Source organism: Gemmatimonas phototrophica (genome assembly GCF_000695095.2).
GTDB lineage: Bacteria > Gemmatimonadota > Gemmatimonadetes > Gemmatimonadales > Gemmatimonadaceae > Gemmatimonas > Gemmatimonas phototrophica.
The window spans coordinates 1,586,950-1,603,861 of the sequence record NZ_CP011454.1; the positions used below are offsets into that span (position 1 = coordinate 1,586,950).

General features: G+C 64.4%; 15 protein-coding genes. 4 read left to right on the forward strand and 11 right to left on the reverse strand.

Features of this window, described 5'->3' with window-relative positions; translation table 11 throughout:
* Positions 1 to 119: 119 nt before the first annotated feature.
* The 3 genes from pufA to pufB are packed head-to-tail and all read right to left on the reverse strand — an operon-like array spanning position 120 to position 671.
* Positions 120 to 335, reverse strand: a complete 216-nt coding sequence (pufA, locus tag GEMMAAP_RS06590; RefSeq protein ID WP_026850328.1) for a light-harvesting antenna LH1, alpha subunit — start codon at positions 333 to 335, stop codon at positions 120 to 122.
* 9 nt (positions 336 to 344) lie between these two features.
* On the reverse strand, positions 345 to 509 hold the full coding sequence (locus GEMMAAP_RS06595) for a light-harvesting protein (protein WP_082821115.1): 165 nt from the start codon (positions 507 to 509) through the stop codon (positions 345 to 347).
* A gap of 27 nt (positions 510 to 536) precedes the next feature.
* Positions 537 to 671 (reverse strand): light-harvesting antenna LH1, beta subunit, encoded by a 135-nt coding sequence (pufB, locus tag GEMMAAP_RS06600; protein WP_026850329.1) that lies wholly within the window; start codon positions 669 to 671, stop codon positions 537 to 539.
* A gap of 173 nt (positions 672 to 844) precedes the next feature.
* On the opposite strand from pufB, the gene bchO reads away from it, so the two are divergent.
* Positions 845 to 1,720 carry an alpha/beta fold hydrolase BchO gene (gene bchO, locus GEMMAAP_RS06605; RefSeq protein ID WP_043581337.1) on the forward strand — a complete coding sequence of 292 codons (876 nt, stop codon included), beginning with the start codon at positions 845 to 847 and terminating at the stop codon, positions 1,718 to 1,720.
* 106 nt (positions 1,721 to 1,826) lie between these two features.
* On the opposite strand, the gene bchZ is transcribed toward bchO, so the two are convergent.
* The 5 genes from bchZ to GEMMAAP_RS06630 all read right to left on the reverse strand — a co-directional run bounded on the left by bchZ (position 1,827) and on the right by GEMMAAP_RS06630 (position 8,355).
* A complete protein-coding gene (bchZ, locus tag GEMMAAP_RS06610; protein WP_043581338.1) occupies positions 1,827 to 3,284 on the reverse strand; it encodes a chlorophyllide a reductase subunit Z in 1,458 nt (485 codons plus the stop codon).
* Positions 3,284 to 4,843 carry a chlorophyllide a reductase subunit Y gene (bchY, locus tag GEMMAAP_RS06615; RefSeq protein WP_053334449.1) on the reverse strand — a complete coding sequence of 520 codons (1,560 nt, stop codon included), beginning with the start codon at positions 4,841 to 4,843 and terminating at the stop codon, positions 3,284 to 3,286. The genes bchZ and bchY overlap by 1 nt, the downstream gene beginning before the upstream one ends.
* A gap of 101 nt (positions 4,844 to 4,944) precedes the next feature.
* Positions 4,945 to 5,940 (reverse strand): chlorophyllide a reductase iron protein subunit X, encoded by a 996-nt coding sequence (locus tag GEMMAAP_RS06620; protein ID WP_043581339.1) that lies wholly within the window; start codon positions 5,938 to 5,940, stop codon positions 4,945 to 4,947.
* The gene (bchC, locus tag GEMMAAP_RS06625; RefSeq protein WP_026850333.1) at positions 5,937 to 6,890 is read right to left on the reverse strand and encodes a chlorophyll synthesis pathway protein BchC; all 954 of its coding nucleotides are present in this window, start codon (positions 6,888 to 6,890) and stop codon (positions 5,937 to 5,939) included. The genes GEMMAAP_RS06620 and bchC overlap by 4 nt, the downstream gene beginning before the upstream one ends.
* A gap of 187 nt (positions 6,891 to 7,077) precedes the next feature.
* Positions 7,078 to 8,355, reverse strand: coding sequence for a methyltransferase (locus tag GEMMAAP_RS06630; RefSeq protein WP_202969202.1), 1,278 nt, complete (start codon positions 8,353 to 8,355; stop codon positions 7,078 to 7,080).
* Positions 8,356 to 8,485: 130 nt separating this feature from the next.
* Here GEMMAAP_RS06630 and bchI point away from each other — a divergent pair, with 130 nt between their 5' ends.
* The 3 genes from bchI to GEMMAAP_RS06645 are packed head-to-tail and all read left to right on the forward strand — an operon-like array spanning position 8,486 to position 12,301.
* On the forward strand, positions 8,486 to 9,541 hold the full coding sequence (gene bchI, locus GEMMAAP_RS06635; protein ID WP_026850335.1) for a magnesium chelatase ATPase subunit I: 1,056 nt from the start codon (positions 8,486 to 8,488) through the stop codon (positions 9,539 to 9,541).
* The gene (locus tag GEMMAAP_RS06640; protein ID WP_026850336.1) at positions 9,522 to 11,399 is read left to right on the forward strand and encodes a magnesium chelatase subunit D; all 1,878 of its coding nucleotides are present in this window, start codon (positions 9,522 to 9,524) and stop codon (positions 11,397 to 11,399) included. Before bchI ends, GEMMAAP_RS06640 begins: the two co-directional genes overlap by 20 nt.
* Positions 11,396 to 12,301 carry a DUF3623 family protein gene (locus tag GEMMAAP_RS06645; RefSeq protein WP_026850337.1) on the forward strand — a complete coding sequence of 302 codons (906 nt, stop codon included), beginning with the start codon at positions 11,396 to 11,398 and terminating at the stop codon, positions 12,299 to 12,301. Before GEMMAAP_RS06640 ends, GEMMAAP_RS06645 begins: the two co-directional genes overlap by 4 nt.
* A 233-nt stretch (positions 12,302 to 12,534) precedes the next feature.
* Here the strand turns inward: GEMMAAP_RS06645 and GEMMAAP_RS06650 are convergent, their stop codons facing one another.
* From GEMMAAP_RS06650 to GEMMAAP_RS06660, 3 genes are all read right to left on the reverse strand, one after another.
* Positions 12,535 to 14,250: a methyl-accepting chemotaxis protein gene (locus tag GEMMAAP_RS06650; RefSeq protein WP_053334343.1), complete on the reverse strand. Its 1,716-nt coding sequence runs from the start codon at positions 14,248 to 14,250 to the stop codon at positions 12,535 to 12,537.
* A gap of 140 nt (positions 14,251 to 14,390) precedes the next feature.
* A complete protein-coding gene (locus GEMMAAP_RS06655) occupies positions 14,391 to 15,650 on the reverse strand; it encodes an ABC transporter permease (protein WP_043581341.1) in 1,260 nt (419 codons plus the stop codon).
* 10 nt (positions 15,651 to 15,660) lie between these two features.
* Complete coding sequence (locus tag GEMMAAP_RS06660; protein WP_026850338.1) at positions 15,661 to 16,905, reverse strand: ABC transporter permease; 1,245 nt, start codon at positions 16,903 to 16,905, stop codon at positions 15,661 to 15,663.
* Positions 16,906 to 16,912 lie beyond the last annotated feature (7 nt).

Consider the following 16,912-nt stretch of genomic DNA (forward strand, 5'->3'; position numbering starts at 1 on the left):
ACTGCGTACAACTGCAGACCTGCCATGGGGACCACGATCATCCCAGAATTTTGCGTCGGCCGGGGCTGGCGTCGCACCGACACGTGCGAGACGCCAGCCCGGCGACGACGCGCGACGAATTACCGGCCGGGCGGGAGCGGCGACATCTCTGCCGCTGCCGCCGGAGCCGACGCCCCGACGGGCGCCTGATCAGCGCCGAGCGTTCCGTTCTCGATCCACGAGTAACGCTGCGAGCTAAGCAGGACAAAGTGGATGACCAACGCCAGCACCGCCAAGAAGCCCACCAAGGCCACCATGACGCGCCGCGGGTCGTACATCAACCAAATGCGATGCATAGGAGCTCCTTAGCGAGTCGCGGCAGGAGGTGTGGCGTACTTCGCCTTGAGCGTGGCCGGCCAATTGAACTGACCGTACGCCCAGATGTGCATCACAAGCACCGCTCCGACCAGGAACGAACCGAGTGCGCTCATGATGATGTGTGGATCCGTGCCCATCCAGATTCTGTGCATAGTATCTCCAGCCTGAGAATCAGAGGGTTAGAACCACGGACGCCACGACCACGCGAGGAAATGCGCGACCGATGCAACAACGACGTAGCCCAAGGTGCCTGTCACCATGTAGCCGTGGAAGCGACGCGCCTCTTCCTCGGTCATTCCGCCCTTTTCCGACATCTCTGCCTCCAAAGGAAACAGCTACCGCGCTCTTCCCGCGCGGCTGGGATGCCACCCAAGTGACGGGCAGCGTGACTATTTACTACGGGGTGTAAACTGGACCTTACGGTTCAATGCGTCAAGAAGAATTTACGCTTTTACGAAGGATTTTCGTGGACACTTCGCCCGATCGCATGCCGGAGACCCCTCCGAACGACTGGCCAGACGTCAGTTCGTCCGAAACGCACGTTGTTAATGGAATTTGCTGGCATATCCAGCGGCTGGGAAAACCGCGGGGAGAAGCCCCCGCGCTGCTGCTTGTTCACGGGACTGGCGGCAGTACCCACTCCTGGGCCGGCGTCACTACTCCGCTCGCAGCGCACTTCCATATCCTCAACGTGGACCTGCCCGGGCACGGCTTCACGCACGTCCCCCCGGAAGTCGAACGCGCGCGCAATCCTTTCACCTTGCCGGGCATGGCGCGTGAACTGCGCACCCTGCTCTCGCACCTCGACGAACAGCCGGATGTGGTCGTCGGCCATTCTGCCGGCGTACCAGTGCTGCTGCGCATGACCCTCGACGGCGCCATCGCCCCGCGCCACATCCTTGGCTGCTGCCCGGCGCTTGTTCCGCCCCCGGACTGGTACGTCGCGCTCCTCGCACCGCTCCTCGGGCTGGTCGTGGAGTCCGACGCGCTGGCCGGATCGGCGGCCCGACTCGCCGCTGCCACTTCCATTATTGGGCGCATGCTGCAAAGCACCGGCTCCCGGCTTACCGCCGAACAATTGGCTCGGTACCAGCAACTCTGCAGTCGCCCCGCTCACGTGCATGCCGCCATGACCATGATGTCGCGCTGGGACCTGCCGGCCCTCTTCCGCGACATCGGCGTGCTGCGCGTCCCCGTGCAGCTGATCGCTGCGCGGAATGACCGCTGGATTCCTCTCACATCACTGCGGCGCGCGGTGGAACGCATTCCGGGAGTGGAGTTGGTGGTCGAAGAGGGAGGGCACCTGTTGCCGGAAGAGCGGCCCGAGGTGGTGATACGCCTGCTGCAGGACCGCCGACTGTAATCAACGCCCCAAATTATCCCCCGGGGCTGAAAGCGGAATAGCGCGAACTCCTCACAAAAGAAGTTCGCGCTATTCCAATTTCTGACTCGACCTGCCGGGCCTCAGCTCAGCTGGTTGCCCCCTGCAACGACCGCCGGCTGGCCAGCACGTGATCCCGCGTGACCGTGCTGTCGCCCAGATCGCGCGCATCCCGTTCGGCCGCGTCCCGCAGCCGCTTGGCGGCGGAAATGCGAATCAGAATGGGGAAGCCTTCGCACAGCTCGTCGTACACGGCCTTGGCGTCATCGTCCCACGGCAACTCCTGATGCAATCGCGCCGGCGTGGCATCGATCTTGTCCATTTCCGTGCCCAGCGGGAGGATATGGAACAGGGCATCGAACAGCTGATTGCACACTTCCTGCACGATGTACGTCGCGCCCGAATATCCCATGTAGGGGGTGCCGGTATGGCGACGGATAATGGCTCCCGGGAACGACGCCGGAATGTACATGGAGCGCGACCCGGCTTCGGCCAGATACATCCGCTCGTTGTAGCTGCCAAACATGATCAGCGGCGGCTTGGTCTTGATGGCCTCGCGCACGGCCTGGTTATCCGGCTTCACCCCTGGTCGCCGTGCAAAGCTGAAGGTGCAGGGGAGCCCCATCTCCGTCTCGAGGAAATGGCGTACGCCTCGGGCGTACGTTTCGTTGGCCACAATCGCGAAGCTGGCCGTGCCGAAAAAGTCCTGCGTCACCGAGCGCCAGAGATCCCACAACGGCTTGATGGTCGTGTGCTTCTCCTTCTCAATGAACGGCTCGGGATCGAGTCCCAGCAGTTCGCCCAGCCGCCGCAGGAACTTGGTGGTGCTGTGCAATCCGATGGGCGCCTGGAGATACGGCACCTCAAGATCCTCGCACAACAGGCGGCCAAACTCGCGGTACATGCAGATGTTCACATCGGCATCCACCAGCCGTGGCACATCCTGCATATGGCTGCCCAGCGGAAACACCAGATTGATCTCGGCGCCAATGCCTTCCACCAATCGGCGCATCTCGTGCAGGTCGCTGGCCGTGTTGAAGTAGCCGTAAATGGGGCCGATGAGATTCACGCGCGGCTTGTCACCCGGCTGCTTCTCGCGACGCTTGGGGCGCACGCCCTTCTTGAGTCCGTACTCCGTCCAGAGCCAGTACATGGCGCGGTTTGCCGCCTGCCACTGGTCTTCGTCGATGGTGCGCGGCAGGAAGCGCTGCAGGTTGGTCCCTTCCGGCGTCACACCTCCACCAATCATCTCGGCGATCGACCCCGTCACCACCACGCTGGGCAGCTCCGGATCGAGTGTGGCGTGTGCGCGCTTCATGGCGCCTTCGGTGCCGTGCTGGCCGAGTTCCTCTTCGCCAAGCCCGGTGACGACGATGGGCAGCTCGTGCGGCGGCAGCGCATCGGTGTAGTGCAGCACCGACGTGACCGGAAGATTTTCGCACCCCACCGGCCCGTCAATCACCACCTGCATGCCTTTGATGGCGGTGAAGACATACACCGCCCCCCAATAGCCCCCGGCGCGATCCAGATCGAGAATCAACGACATCAGACCATCTCCTCGGCCTTGCGCGCGCGATTGAGCTTCGCGATATGCCGCTTGTAGTGCTCGCGGAACTCGGGCTTGTCCTGCGGCACATCTTCCCACACACCGGCCATGTACCCGCTGCCGACATCGCCGAAGAAGTCCTTCATTTCGTCGAAGCGCGCCTTGTTGCCCATGGCGGCGTTCACGACGGTGGCCAGGGAGCCGGCACCGGCGGGGCCCATGAGTGGTCGCGCCGAAATGAGATTGGTGAAGTAGAGCGCGGGAATGGTGAGTTCCTTGGCCTTCTGCACGACCGGCGTGGTGCCGATGGCAAGATCAGGCTTGAACTCCATCATGGCCGCCACGTCCTGTTCGAGCGACGCGCGATACTGAATGTGCACGCCGCGCGCTTCAAGCCATTCACGATCGGGATCGCTGAACTTCGTGCGCGGGCACGCCGTGCCGACATACCGCACGTCGGCCCCCGATTCCACCAGCAGACGCGCCACCAGCAGCTCGGAGCCTTCGTACCCCGACATGGTGATACGGCCCTTGATGGGCATGGCCGACAGCGCCCCCTTGATGGCGGGGAGGATACGGTTCTTCGTGGCGTCGATCTGTTCACGCGACACGTTGGCGGCCTGCCCGATGCTTTCCAGCCACGCTTCGGTGCCGTCGTAGCCGACCGGAGCCGAGCCCACGATGGGGCGCCCAGCCGCTTCGAATTCGCGATAGCTCGCGACATAGAACGGGTGAATGGCCGCGGCCACCGCGCAATCGAGCGCCGCATACAGCTCACGCCATTCACGCGTGGGCACGACGGGGCCGGCGGCCAGTCCCAGCCCGTCCAGCATCATGCCAATGCCCACGGGATCGGCCGGGAACATCTCGCCGATGAGCGTAACGGTGGGCTTGGCGGCACGGCCACCGCGCGGCGCCTGCACGGGGCCCTGTTCGGCCTCGAGGCGCGCGTAACGCAGCATGGCTCCCGCCAACACATCTTTCGCTTCCGCATGCGTGGGCACGCCGAAGCCCGGCACATCGATGCCGATGATGCGGACGCCGTTGATCTCCTTGGGGAGAATCTGCAGCGGCACCCCCGACGCCGTAGGCACGCACAGGTTCGTGATGACGATCGCGTCGTACAAGGCGGGATCGGCCATCTTGAACACGGCATCGCGGATGTCTTCGAACAGCTGGCCGGTGACCAGCGTTTCGGAGTTGAACGGCACGTAGCCCACCGTCCGGCGCGCGCCGTAGAAGTGGCTCGTAAACGTGAGGCCGTACACGCAACACGCCGAGCCACTCAGAATGGTGGCGGTGCGGCGCATGCGCAGCCCCACACGCAGCGACCCGAAGGCGGGGCACATGCTCTGGGGCTGATCGTGCGGCCCCTTGGGATAGTCGGCCGCGTAGCGATCGAGGATCTCGCTCTTGCCGGCGGCGCGTGCCGCCTCGAGCATCTGGTCCTTGCCCGAGTGGCAGCCCAAGCCATCCTGCTGCGTGGCCTCCACGTTGATCGCTGCCGCGTCCACAACGGGGAGCGCGGCGCGTGTCGTGCTCCCCGGTGCACAGCCCATGCCGCCAGGCGCGTCACCGTCATTCAGCATCGGCGCGCTCCCAGCCGCGTCGTATACGACTTCCTTTTCGGTCGCCATGATGTTGTCAGTGCCTCGTGCGATCAGACGGCGTCGTACACGACTTCGAGCGACGGCTTCACGATGTCGTCCTTGCCCACCATATCGAACAGGGTGGCCGGCTCCATCTGGAAATCGCGCCCGGTGACTTCGGCCGAGAAGAGGCCGAGCAATTGGTCCTGCGTCTGCGGCTTGGGGCGCATGGGCGGCGCGTCGGCCACGTTGCGCGCCAGCTCTTCGAACAACGGCGCCCACTGCGTGCCGGGGCGACCAATGATTTCGTAACTCGCACTCTTGCGCCGAATGTCCTCGTGCGCCGGGATGGCCGCCAGCACGGGAATGTTGGCGTTCTTTGCGAACGCCGCGGCTTCTCCGGTGCCATCATCCTTGTTGATCACCATGCCGGCCACGCCCACGTTGCCACCGAGCTTGCGGAAATATTCCACCGCACTGCACACGTTGTTGGCCACGTACAGCGACTGCAGGTCATTGGAGCCTACCACGATCACCTTTTGGCACATGTCGCGGGCAATCGGCAAGCCGAAGCCGCCGCACACCACGTCGCCGAGGAAGTCGAGCAGCACGAAGTCAAAGCCCCAGTCGTGGAAGCCCAGCTTCTCCAGCGTTTCGAAGCCGTGAATGATGCCGCGACCGCCGCAGCCACGCCCGACTTCCGGACCGCCAAGTTCCATGGCATACACGCCATCGCGCTTGAAGCAGACATCTCCGATGGACACCGCTTCACCGGCGAGCTTCTTGCGGCTGCTGGTTTCGATGATGGTGGGGCAGGCCTTGCCGCCGAAGAGCAGCGAGGTGGTATCGGACTTGGGATCGCAGCCGATGAGCAGGACCTTCTTGCCCTGTTGCGCCATCATGTACGAGAGGTTCGCGAGCGTGAAGCTCTTGCCGATACCCCCCTTGCCGTAGATCGCGATGATCTGCGTTTCCTTGGTCACGGGGCCCGTATGAATGGATTCCGGCTCGGACGAAGCTTCATCACGAACATTCACGTGCAGCTGGTGCAGACCGTTGTCGCTCATGCAGCAGATCTCCAGTCGAGGATCATCTTGACACAGTGGGGATCACCGAACGCCATGGCGTAGGCGTCGGCGGCACGCGCCGCAGGTTCGCGGTGCGTAATCAGTCCGTCGAGATCGAGGGTGCCGCTATTGGCAAACTCGGTGATCGCGGTCAGGTCCTGCTCCTTCCATTGCGCGGCAATGCGAATGCGTGCCTCCCGCAAGAAGGCCGGCGGGAAGGTGAATGATACGGGTTCGCTGTAGAACCCGCCGAGCACGATTTCACCACCTGGCAGCAGCTTGTTCACCAGCGTGTCCATGATGCCGTCGGCACCACTTACATCGCAAATGACCTTGTAGCCGCGGGTGGTATCATCGTTCGGGTGGATGACGGGGTAGCCGCGCGCGCCGTCCATCCGAATGGGATTGGTTTCCCAGACGGTGGGGGTGGGCGCCCCGTACAGCACGCACAATCGGGCAATCAATCGGCCGAGCGCGCCGTGTCCCACGATGAGCCCGGGGAGCTGGTCGAGATGGTTGGCCGGATCGGGTTCAAGACAGTGGTGAGCCGTGGCGGCCAGCGCAAAGAGGGCGCCTTTTTCACCGACGTGATCGGCCAGCGGGATGGTCTTGGCGCCGGGGGCCACGACGTGCGACGCCTGGCCACCAAACAGCCCACGCGCCTCGAGAAATCCCTTGCTCCCTGGCACATACACGAGCTGCCCGACTTCACGCCCCGATTCGGCGCCGGCCGTCATGATTCGCCCCACGCCTTCATAGCCCGGTACCATCGGATACGCGAGGCCGGGGAAGGGGGGCATGCGACCGGTAAAGAGCAGTTTCTCGGTCCCGGTGCTGATCCCGGACCACTGCATGGCCACCACGACGTCGGCCGGGGTGGGGTCAACCAACGTCAGCTCCCGCACGGATAGCTTGGTCGGTTCTTCGAAAACAACGGCGAGGGTGTTCACGGGGTGTACAGTGAGGTTGACAGTGGGCGCTGTCAATATCCAGAGCGAATTGATCGGGAATTGAGTCCGAGTGGGTGAGGACGGTTCGGACCGAGGGGCTGCAGGCAAGAGGGATCGACGTCGCGGGTGGTGGCGCGGTCAGTCGGTCCACGGCCGGCCTGGGGAGAGGCCGGCCAGACGGGTGGGATCAGACTTCGGCGACAATCAGGCCGGTCTGGATAGGGAATCTGGTGGGGAGTTCCCGGCTTCGACGGAAGCCGGCGGTTTGCAGCATCTGGTGCAGTTCGGACGCACGGCGCGCGCGCCCCTTGCCCATGGCCATCAGGTAAAACGAGAAGTAGGCATCTCCAACCGTCTCGGCCCCCTTCGCGCCGGCGAGGGCTTCGGCGATCAGCAGGACACCGCCCCGCGGCAGCGCCGCACGGACCCGCTGCAGCAGGCGCAGCACGGAGTCATCATCATGGTCAAGCAACACACGCACCAGCGAGATGACGTCGGCCCCGGTGGGGAGGGAATCCGCGTGGAAATTGCCACCATGGCACGTGGACCGATCGCCCATGCCCGACTGCTCGAGCCGTCCACGAGCCCGCGCGGCCACCGCCGGCAGGTCGAACAGCTGCAGCTGGAGCGTCCGGTGCCTGGCGCCGACCAGCGAGAGAAAAACGCCTTCGCCGCCCCCGACGTCCAGCAGGCAGTCGTGTTTCGACAGGTCATACGCGTCCAGTACATCGTGCGCGACCGGCGGCAACGTGGCGGCCATGATTTCCGAGTAGGCTGCCACACGCGTTTCGTCGATGGCCTGCGGACGGGGCGCGTCAGCGTACGACCAATAACGGGAGAGCTCCGTGCCATAATCCGACCCCTGGCGCAGCAGCGACACGGGATCGGCAAGGTCATGGTAGGCCATGCGATGGTGACGGATGAGCGCCAGTACTCCAGTGTTCTTCACGAGCGGTGCCCCCAACGGTCCCAACGCAAAGCGGCCATGCCGACGCTTGAGCAGCAAGCGCAGTGACACGGCCGCATTCAACAGGCGTTCGGTGCTGGCAATCGACAGCCCGCCATGCTGGGCGATCTCTTCGCGGGTCCGCGCGCCGGCCGCCAGATACTCGAACAAGTCCAGCTCGACGCAGGCCAGGAGGGTTTGCGTGTAAACAAACCCCGAGACGATGTCGAACAGCTTGCGCGACCGGTACATCGTGATGGGTCGCGTCAGCGGGAACTTGGCGCTCCAGCGCTGGAACTCGTCGGTGGCCACCAGGGCGTTCCAACGGTCGCGGATGCGCTCAAACCAGGAGGGCGCCGGGGTATCGCTGGCAGCGACCACAGCGGGCACGTGGTCGGTGGCGGCGGGCGTACGGAGGCGGTCGGCCGCCGGAACGGTGGGCGCAGTCAGCGCCTGCTCGGGGGGATTCACAGCGTCAACTTCGCCAGTGGCAACCGTGGTGTCAAGAAAAGTGTACACCAGGCAACCGTAGGACTGTCAGGATATTGCGACAAAGAATCCCCGGTCCTAACGTGAGGGATCGAAACATGAACGTCCCCGGCGGACTCGCGCCATCCCCGAGCCGCCGGCTGATTCCTTCAGGATACTGATGCGACCTGTTTATCCGTTTAGTGCCATCGTGGGGCAGGAAGAGATGAAGCTCGCTCTTCTGCTGGTGGCAATCGACCCGTCAATTGGCGGGGTCATGGTATTTGGCGACCGCGGCACCGGCAAGAGTACCGCCGTGCGCGCGCTCGCCGGCCTGCTCCCGCAGATGAAAGTCGTCCAAGGGTGCAAGTACGGCTGCGATCCGGCCGCCAGCACCCAGCGGTGCGATGAGTGCGCCAAGCGGTACGCTGATGGCGGCCATCCCCGGGCCGTATTTGCGCCGGTGCCGGTGGTGGACCTCCCCCTGGGCGCGACAGAAGACCGCGTGGTGGGGGCGCTCGACCTCGAGCGTGCCCTGACCACCGGTGAGAAGGCCTTTGAACCCGGGCTCCTGGCCCGTGCCCATCGGGGCTTTCTGTATGTGGACGAAGTGAATCTGCTCGAAGACCACCTGGTCGATCTCCTGCTTGATGCCGCGGCGACCGGCGAAAACGTGGTGGAACGCGAGGGGGTCAGTGTCCGGCATCCCTCCCGCTTCGTGCTGGTGGGGAGTGGCAATCCGGAAGAGGGCGAACTGCGACCGCAGCTGCTCGATCGCTTCGGACTCGCGGTGGATGTGCGCACCCCCAAGGTGATCGCCATGCGCATCGATGTGATCAAACGCCGTGATGCTTTTGATCGTGATCCGGAGGCATTTCTCGCGCATTGGCAGAAGGCCGACAACAAGATCCGGCGGTCCATTGAAAAGGGGCGGGCCCGCCTCGATGAACTGGCCGTCCCCGACGAAATCCTCGAGCGGGCCGCCGAACTGTGCGCGGCCCTGGGCACCGACGGGTTGCGGGGAGAACTGACGCTCCTGCGCACCACGCGCGCGTTGGCGGCGTTCGAAGGCGCCGACACGGTCACGCTCGAACACTTGCGGCGTATTGCGCCGTTGGCCTTGCGCCACCGCCTGCGACGGAACGTGCTCGATGATGCGGGATCCACCACCCGCGTGGAGCGTGCAGTGGCTGAATTGTGGGATACGCCTTCGGCTGATGTCGTCGCCGCGCCCTGATCTTCCCACCAGTCTGAGCGCTCTCTCGGCGCTGCTGCTCGCCGTGGATGCCCGCGGCTTGGGCGGCGCCGTGCTGGATCACCCTGTGCATGAACAGGCGCGCTTGTATGGCTCGCTGGTGCGCGCGTGGCTCCCTCGCGGGGCGCCCATGCGACGCGTCCCCTCGAGCGTCACCGCAGACCGTCTGTACGGCGGCGTGGATCTCGCCGCCACCCTGTCGGCGGGCAAGATCGTCGCCGAGAAAGGGGTGCTGGCCGGTGCCGACGGCGGCGTCGTGGTGGTGCCCATGGCCGAACGACTCAACGTGTCGGCCCGGACGGCCGTCTGCGAGGTGCTCGATTACGGCGAAGTGACGGTCCAACGTGAAGGCATTGCCGACCGGCACGCCTCACGGGTCTGCGCGTTGCTGCTCGATGAGTCGGTGGACGACGAACTGGTGCATCCTGCGCTCAAGGATCGCCTCGCGTTTACGGTCCGCTTTGATGGACGCGCGAGCGAAGAACTGGAGTGGATGGCCGATGAGTCGGAGGCGCATCACTTCGAAACGCTGGTGCGTGATGCGCGCCATCGGTTGTCGCAGGTCAGTGTGGATGAGCAGTGGGCCGAAGCGCTCTGTCAGACCGCCGACGCCTTTGGCGTGGACTCGGTGCGGGCCACATTGTTCGCCTTGCGCTGCGCACGAGCTCATGCCGCGCTGGAAGGGCGGTTGATGGTCACGGAAGCCGACGCCGAAAAGGCGGCCGCGTTGGTGCTGGCGCCGCGCGCCACCCGATTGCCGCCGCCCCCGCCACCGGAGGAGGAGCCGGGGGAAGAGCAGCAGCCGCAGGATCAGGCCGACCAGAATGACCCGGAACCGCCACCACCACCGCCGGAGCCTCCTGCCGAGACGCCGGAGTCGGAACAGACACCGGACACCGACGACGACGGTGCGCAGAACACCCCTGACAGCGGTGAGCTGCTGCGCGATGCGGTGCAGGCAGCGTTGCCGCCGGGCTTGCTGGCACAGCTGCTGCAGCACAACACGGCGGGGAGTATGCAAGGGCGTGTCGGCGAGGAAACGCCCAACCTGTTGCGAGGGCGCCCACGTGGCGCTCGCAGTGGCGTACCGCGTGGCGGGGCTCGGCTGCATCTCCTCGAAACCTTGCGGGCGGCGGCGCCGTGGCAGCGTGTGCGCAACAATGCGCCCGTGATGGCGCCGGCGTTGGGGGCGGCGACCACCAGCGCCCGTCCGCGGGTCACGGTGCGGCGCGAAGACTTCCGGATTCGCCGGTTCATCGAAAAGACCGGAACCACGGTCATTTTCGTGGTGGATGCGTCCGGGTCCTCGGCGCTGTACCGACTGGCCGAAGCCAAAGGCGCGGTGGAACTGCTGCTGGCTGAAACCTATGCCCGTCGAGATCGGGTCAGTCTCATTGCGTTTCGGGGACAGGGCACCGAGCTCTTGTTGCCTCCGACGCGGGCGTTGGCACGTGCCAAGAAAGTGCTGGCCGCGCTCCCGGGGGGCGGTGGCACCCCGCTGTCGCATGCCATCGACGCGGCGCTGGAGCAGGCGCTGGGGACGCGCCGCGCCGGTAGCGCCCCCCTGGTGGTCATCATGACCGATGGTCGAGCCAATATCGCGCGCGATGGTACGCCAGGGCGGAAGCAGGCCGAGCTGGATGCCCTGACCGCCGGGGCGCGTTTTGCGTCCCAGCACATTCCTGCCATGTTCGTGGATACTTCGCCGCGCGGGGAAGTGGTCGCGCGACGGGTGGCCGAATCAATGAAAGCGCGGTATATCCTGCTCCCCGCCGCTGATGCCAAGGCGTTGGGGGGATTGGTCAAGACGGCGATGCAGATGGCGGAGGGGGGGGGATGAGCGCAGGGGTGGACACGGTGCCGGTCGCGGTGATGCCGACCGCACGGCGAACGGGGTGGCGGGCGCGCATGCATTCCCTGCTGCGCGCGCGGCATCCGGATATGGTGCATGCCACCGACATTGCGACCCGCGAGACGACGCTGCGCGTGGCGCTGCGTTCGTTCGGGGTCGTGATTGCCTTCTGGTGGAGCACCACGGGGGTCGTGTTCGCGCTGGAGCGCAATCCCACCACCCGTTTGCTGGGGCTGGTGGTCGCCGCTGCGCTGGCCATCTGGGGCGCGTCGCTCGTGTACTTCGAACGCGACCGCGAAACGCCGTCGGCCGCACGTCGCAGTTTTCTCGGCGGCGCCTTCCTGTGGACCTTCGCACAGGTCACGTTCTACGGCGGGTGGATCATCGGGCCGGAGCAGTTGCGGCTCAGTATCCCCGCCGAGCCGCCGTCGTGGAGTTTCGCGGTGCGCGCCGTGCTCTCCATGTTCTGGTATCAGTTGGTCATGCTGGCGGCGCTGGCCACGGCCGCGATCATCACGCACAAGCGGGTCAACCGCGTGGGTTGGTGGACAGCCGCCCTGTTCTGGTGTGTGCACCAGATTGCCAGCATCAACATCTTTCTGGGCGTGGAGAATCCTGGGCGCGGATTCTTTCCGGAACCGCTGGTGTTCCTGGAGTCGTATTTCGGCCCGGTGCAGAACAGCCTGTTCCTGCCGTTCACGCTGGCGTGCGTCATCATGTACACGCTCTACACGGCAATCTTTGCGTTACGGGGACGCACGCCGGCGTATCGGCAGAGCATGATGCTGCTCACCGTCATTGGTGCGCTGTCCGTGTTGGAGCTGGCCGTGCTGGGCGCCCCCATTCAGCTGCCGCTCTGGGAAGCGTTTCTGGCGGTGCGCGGGTACTGACGGATGTGTTATTGCCACACGGTCGTAGAACAGCCGGGCGCCGGTGGGCGCCACAACCGCATGACCACTGCATGACCGCCGCATGACAATAGCCTGACCCGTACGTGGCAACGGGATGATAGAGTCGAAACTCCATCATCCCGTTGTTGTCATGCCGTTGTGACGCAGTCAGGCATGCCGTTGTCTCGGCAGCTGTTGCGGTTCCCCGCAGTGAGGCCGCCTCGCCCTCGCCGTCAGAACACCGACAGAATTCCCTCGTCGTCCGAATCGTCAAACGGGATGAGTGCCTCGGCGGATGCCCGCGCGCTGGCCGGGGCGGTCGCTTTGCTCCCCTTGGCCACAGGCTTGCTGGCAAACGTACTGGCCGGTTTTGCCGGACCGCGCCCCGCTGGCTTGTGACGCGCCCCACTCACCTGGTGGGCCACTGGCGTAGACGATGTGCGGCCACTCGGGCCGCCGCGCGAACTGCCCGTGATGACGAAGCTGCCGACCAGATCCTGCATCGTCTGCGCTTGGCTCGCCAACTCCACCGCGGCGCTTGCCGATTCCTCGGCGTTGCTGGCCACCGACTGCGTGGTGGCGTTCATCTGCCCGGCAGCCCCGGTAAGCTGTGTCACGCCATCAGCCTGCGCCGCGCTCGTGTTGGCAATCTCGCTGATCACCTCACCGAGATTCACCACCTGCGTGTTGATCTCGACCAGTTTCGCGTTCACCACCTGATTGAGGGTGTTGCCCGTCTGAGCGTGGCGAACACTCTCTTCAATCATGGTCGAAGTGGTCTTGGCCGCCTCCGCACTGCGAATGGCCAGACTGCGCACTTCCTCGGCGACTACGGCAAAGCCCTTGCCGGCATCACCCGCACGGGCGGCTTCCACCGCGGCGTTGAGCGCCAGGAGATTGGTCTGGAAAGCGATTTCATCAATCGTCTTCACGATCTTGGCCGTTTCCGCGCTCGACTTGGTGATCAGATCCATGGCGCCTGAGAGCTGCGTCATTTCACTCAATCCCAGGGTGGCGATATCGCGCGCCGTACCTGCCAAGGCGCGTGCTTGCGCCGCATTTTGCGCGTTCAGCTTGGCCATGGAGGCCAATTCGGTAAGGCTGCTGGTGGTTTCCTCAAGGCTGGCCGCCTGATCGGCGGCGCCGTGCGCCAACGCGTCGCTTCCTGAGCTGATTTCCACGCCCGCACTGGCCACCTGTTCGGCCGCGGCCGACACTTCGGCCAAGGCCTGATCGAGGTTCGTCACCGCCGCGTTGAGTGCGTCTTGCATGGCCACGAACTCCCCGGCGTAGCGGCCAGTCATGCGAGCCGAAAGGTCGCGGGCGGCAATGCGCTGCAGCACATCCGACGCTTCGCGCAACGGAATGCTCACGTTGTCCAGCAGGTGATTGATCCCGCCCGCGAGCTCACCGTAGCTGCCAGCATACTTGCCGGCATCTGCGCGCTGCGACAGATCCCCCGCAGACGCGGCCGCGTTGAGTGCGCCAGCATCGGTGACAATGGCGAGCACATTGCGTTGCGCGGAATTCAGTGATGCGATGGACGCCTGGCAGGTCGCAATGATGCCGTTGATCGTGGTGGCCACATGCCCCAGTTCATCATCGCGCGTGACAGCAATGGGTGTGGTCGTGGCTTCCAGCTTGCCGGTGAGATCTCCACGGGCCATGCCCGACGCGATACGCTCAATGCCGGCAACGCAATTCTCGCTCAGCCGAGTGGCACGGTCGGCAATCTCCGCCAGTGGAGCGAGTACGGTGTGTGTCATTGAGCGGTACACCAGCAGCGCACCAACAATGATCACGACCGCCGACGCGCCGGCAATGCCGCGCGCGAGGCTCGCTGATGAGCCAAGCGACATGTAGATCGCCAAGTCGCTGATGACAGCGAGCGTCGCAAGGGCACCAAGGCTGGTGGCGATACGACGGCGGAGCGAAGAATTCGTACTCATGGAGACAGACCACACCGGAAAGAGGGGGGGCGGGGCTGCGTCGGCCCACTGCCCAGGAGTGTCGGCGTTCTGTCCCTTGTACTGAATTCCTAATTGCTCGAACAGTTTGTCACGAAATGCGACTACGTTGGGGGATTTCCCTATTCGTAGCGCAGCGCTTCGATGGGATCGAGTCGCGCGGCCCGCTGCGCCGGCACCATGCCGAACACAATGCCAATGGCCACGGAGACGACGACGGCGATGGCCGTCAGTCCGAATGGGATAGGGGCATCCACATCGAGGGCAATCGAGGCGATGCGTCCCAGGGCCAGCCCAACGAGAATGCCGAGAGCACCGCCGATGCCAGTCAGCGTGCTGGCTTCCACCAGGAACTGCACCAGGATGTCGCGGCGCGTGGCCCCCATGGCTTTGCGCACGCCGATCTCCCGGGTGCGGCTGGTGACCGAGACCGTCATGATGGCCATGACGCCAATGCCACCCACCAGGAGCGCCACTCCGCTCAAAATGATCATGACGAGAAAGAACACACTCGTGATGCCGTTGAACGTGTCGAGAATCTGATCCTGCGTCACCAGATCGAACGTATTGCCATCACCCGGGCGCAGTCGGCGCGCTTCGCGTAGCGCCATTTCCACGGCGCTTTGTGCGTCGGCCACGCGCACGCCCGCGCGTGGCTTGACCGGAATGAACAGCGCATTGGTGCGATCGATGGTGTAGGACCGGTTCATGAACCGGTAGGGCACCACTGCACCAACGGCCTGACCAGGCGGCGCAAAGATGTTGCCCGGTTCCGCCCAGAGTCCAATCACTTCCAGTACGCGCCCGCCAATCTGCACCTGCCGTCCAATCAGACGCTCGCTGCCGAACAATGAACGGGCCGTCGCTTCCTGCAGAACCACCACCGGCGCGCCGCTGATGATTTCCCCGCGCGTGAACCACCGCCCAGTGGTGAGCTCGCCACCTTGAATGAGCGTGAACCCCTCATCGGCCCCGAAGATGGCCATTCCCTGACTACGCACCCCGTCGGCTTCAATGCGGGCCAGTGTTTGCGCCCAGAGCGAGGCGTAACCGATTTCTGGCAACTGCTTGATACGCACCACCTCACTCTCCGTGAGGTCCGGTCGGATGCGCACATCTTTGGGCAGGTTATCGGGGTTGAGTGGGGTCTGAGAAAACTTTTTCAGGACATAAAACGTGGTGGGGCCAGCCACTTCGATGGTATTTACGATCTGATCGCGAATACCCTGGACAATGGCCGCCATGGCCATGACCGTGGCCACACCGATGACCACGCCGAGAATGGTAAGCGCCGATCGCATTTTGCTGACGCGCAGCGCGTCAAACGCGATGCTGATGTTCTCGCGGACGGAATCGGTGTTGACGGGAAGGCGTTTGGCCATGGCAATCGCCTCAGGTTTCCGCGCGCATGGCGGTGATGGGGTCCAATCGTGCCGCGCGTGACGCCGGGTATACCCCAAAAAGCACGCCAATGCTTGCCCCCAGCGCGAGGGCCAAAACCACACTCCACGGTGTGACCCGCGCTGGTAACGGGCTGAAGGTGGCCACGAGCAGCGCCAGCCCCCACCCCGACGCCACGCCGAGGATTCCGCCGGTCACCGCGAGGGCCACCGATTCGGCCAGAAACTGCCGTCGCACGTCGCGCGAGGTTGCTCCCACCGCTTTGCGAATGCCAATTTCCCGGGTGCGCTCGGTGACTGCCATGAGCATGATATTCATGATCACGATACCACCGACCAGAATGCCAATGGCCACGACGGCGGGAACCACGGCAAAAAGCACCTTGGTCAGCTGTTTCCAGAAGGCAATGAAGGCTTCGCCGGTGCCGATATCAAAGTCATCGCGTTCGGATGGCCGAAGCTGCCGCGAAATGCGCATCGCCTCCTGGGCGCGAGCCATCGCCGGCCCCACTTCTTCCGCCTCACGCATCTTCACGGACACGGTGGTCGATTGCCGCTTCCCGTAAATGCCTTCGAAGGCGGGAATGGGAATCATGACAAAGGCGTCGAACGACTGTCCCAACACGCGCCCCTTGGGGGCCACAGTGCCAATGACCGTGAACCGCTGACCGCCCAAGCGGACCTCCTGATCCACGGCATTGCCATTGTCGAACAGGTCCTTGGCCACATCGGCGCCCACGACAATCACATTGCGGCGCTCACGCACATCCACGTCGCTGAGCGGACGGCCACTGGTAAACCGGTAATCCTGAACGGTCTGGTACCCGCTGGTCACGCCAAAGACGAGCACCGATCCCAACGTGCGATTACGCCACACCAGATCCGCCCGCGGCGTGGGCCACCCTGACGTGAGACCAATGGCCAGTGCATCTGGCAGCGCCTGCTGCACCGCATCGGCGTCACGGGCATCAATGCGCGGGCGGCGCTGCAACAGGCGGAACTGATCGTCGGTGAAGAGTCCGAGGCTGATGGGCAGGCGACGCACCTGAAAGGTGTTCATGCCGATCATCGCCTCGGCGATGTTCTCCTTCACATACGCATTCATCCCTTGAATGATGGCCACCACGGCCACCAGGAATCCCACCGACACAACGATACCCAGCAGTGTGAATGCGGTGCGCAGCAGGTTCACACGGAGTTGGCCGAGGGCCATGCCAAGGATGTCGGTGAAGCGCATGGTACGG

What these genes read in the sequence shown, in the direction of transcription:
- GEMMAAP_RS06655 (WP_043581341.1), bottom strand. Translation starts at nt 15,650, where the DNA reads ATGGCCAAACGCCTTCCCGTCAACACCGATTCCGTCCGCGAGAACATC.
- pufB (WP_026850329.1), bottom strand. Translation starts at nt 671, where the DNA reads ATGTCGGAAAAGGGCGGAATGACCGAGGAAGAGGCGCGTCGCTTCCAC.
- GEMMAAP_RS06650 (WP_053334343.1), bottom strand. Translation starts at nt 14,250, where the DNA reads ATGAGTACGAATTCTTCGCTCCGCCGTCGTATCGCCACCAGCCTTGGT.
- GEMMAAP_RS06660 (WP_026850338.1), bottom strand. Translation starts at nt 16,905, where the DNA reads ATGCGCTTCACCGACATCCTTGGCATGGCCCTCGGCCAACTCCGTGTG.
- bchY (WP_053334449.1), bottom strand. Translation starts at nt 4,843, where the DNA reads ATGGGCTGTGCACCGGGGAGCACGACACGCGCCGCGCTCCCCGTTGTG.
- pufA (WP_026850328.1), bottom strand. Translation starts at nt 335, where the DNA reads ATGCATCGCATTTGGTTGATGTACGACCCGCGGCGCGTCATGGTGGCC.
- GEMMAAP_RS06645 (WP_026850337.1), top strand. Translation starts at nt 11,396, where the DNA reads ATGAGCGCAGGGGTGGACACGGTGCCGGTCGCGGTGATGCCGACCGCA.
- GEMMAAP_RS06620 (WP_043581339.1), bottom strand. Translation starts at nt 5,940, where the DNA reads ATGAGCGACAACGGTCTGCACCAGCTGCACGTGAATGTTCGTGATGAA.
- GEMMAAP_RS06595 (WP_082821115.1), bottom strand. Translation starts at nt 509, where the DNA reads ATGCACAGAATCTGGATGGGCACGGATCCACACATCATCATGAGCGCA.
- bchZ (WP_043581338.1), bottom strand. Translation starts at nt 3,284, where the DNA reads ATGTCGTTGATTCTCGATCTGGATCGCGCCGGGGGCTATTGGGGGGCG.
- GEMMAAP_RS06640 (WP_026850336.1), top strand. Translation starts at nt 9,522, where the DNA reads ATGTCGTCGCCGCGCCCTGATCTTCCCACCAGTCTGAGCGCTCTCTCG.
- bchI (WP_026850335.1), top strand. Translation starts at nt 8,486, where the DNA reads ATGCGACCTGTTTATCCGTTTAGTGCCATCGTGGGGCAGGAAGAGATG.
- bchO (WP_043581337.1), top strand. Translation starts at nt 845, where the DNA reads ATGCCGGAGACCCCTCCGAACGACTGGCCAGACGTCAGTTCGTCCGAA.